General features: G+C 67.5%; 1 protein-coding gene. It reads left to right on the top strand.

What is annotated here, in order from left to right; translation table 11 throughout:
- The first annotated feature begins 52 nt into the window (after positions 1–52).
- A protein-coding gene (locus tag NR112_RS22225; RefSeq protein ID WP_256796465.1) for an IS3 family transposase occupies positions 53–1,332 on the top strand; the annotation gives its coding sequence in 2 pieces (ribosomal slippage) (positions 53–341 and positions 341–1,332; 1,281 coding nt in all).
- Positions 1,333–1,358 lie beyond the last annotated feature (26 nt).

The raw sequence follows: 1,358 nt of genomic DNA on the forward strand, positions 1-1,358 counted from the left end.
CTGAACCGCCCCGGCATGTCGGGAGACTCCAAACCTTGGGAAGGTTGGAGTCATGCCGGGGAACACGTCCAAGAGGTACCCGCCTGAGCTGAAGGCTCGGGCGGTGCGGATGTTCGAGGAGATCCGCGGCGATCACGCCACGGACTGGGAGGCGATGACGAAGGTCGCGCAGCTGCTCGGGGTGAGCACCGCAGAGACCGTCCGCAAGTGGGTGCGCCAAGCCCAGGTCGACCAAGGCGCCCGTCCGGGCGTCACCAGCGAGGAGTCGGCCGAGGTCAAACGGTTGAAACGAGAGAACGCCGAGCTACGCCGCGCGAACTCGATCCTGAAGGCCGCGGCGGCTTTCTTCGGAGCCGAGCTCGACCGGCCCTCCCGCTGATCGTGGAGTTCATCCGCGAGCACGCAGGGCACCGTGAGGAGTGCGACAACGGTGGCCTGCGATGGGGTGTCGAGCCGATCTGCACCGTGCTGAGCGAGCACGGGCTGCCGATCGCCCCGTCGACGTACTACGCGCACGTGAACCGGCTCGCCACGGCTCGTGAGCACCGGGATGCGCTGCTGCTGAAGGAGGTCCGACGAGTCCACGCCGGCAACTACGGGGTGTACGGCGCGCGGAAGGTGTGGCTCCAGCTCAACCGCGAAGGGATCCCAGTGGCCCGGTGCACGGTCGAACGGCTCATGCGCGAGGACGGCCTGACCGGCGCGGTCCGCGGGAAGGTCAAGCGCACCACCATCGCGGACCCGGCCGGCCCGCGGGCGCGTGACCTGGTCCGGCGCGACTTCGCCCCGCTCGCTCCGAATCGGCTCTGGGTCGCCGACATCACCTATGTGTCGACATGGGCGGGATGGGTGTACGTCGCGTTCGTCGTTGACGCGTTCGCGCGGCGGATCATCGGCTGGCGGTGTGGGTCGAGCATGTCTACCCAGCTGGTCCTGGACGCGCTGGAGCAGGCCGTCTGGACGCGGGAACGTGAGGGTCATTCGCTGGATTCCGTTGTGGCGCATACGGATCGCGGGTCGCAGTACACTGCGATCCGCTACACCGAACGCTTGGCCGAGGCGAACATCGCCGCGTCGGTCGGCTCGGTTGGATCGTCCTACGACAACGCGCTGGCCGAGTCGATCAACGGCCTGTTCAAGACCGAGCTGATCAAACCACGCGGTCCGTGGCGCACCCTCGACGCCGTCGAGATCGCGACCGCCGAGTGGGTCGACTGGTTCAACCACCGCCGCCTCTACGAGTACTGCGGCGACATCCCACCGGCCGACCTCGAAGCGGCCTACTACGCTCAAAACGAGGCCCAGCAGGATCTGGAGCTCTCAAACCACTGAGTCTCCCGACTCACCGGGGCGGTTCA

Source organism: Terrabacter sp. Ter38 (assembly GCF_024519435.1).
Taxonomy (GTDB): domain Bacteria; phylum Actinomycetota; class Actinomycetes; order Actinomycetales; family Dermatophilaceae; genus Terrabacter.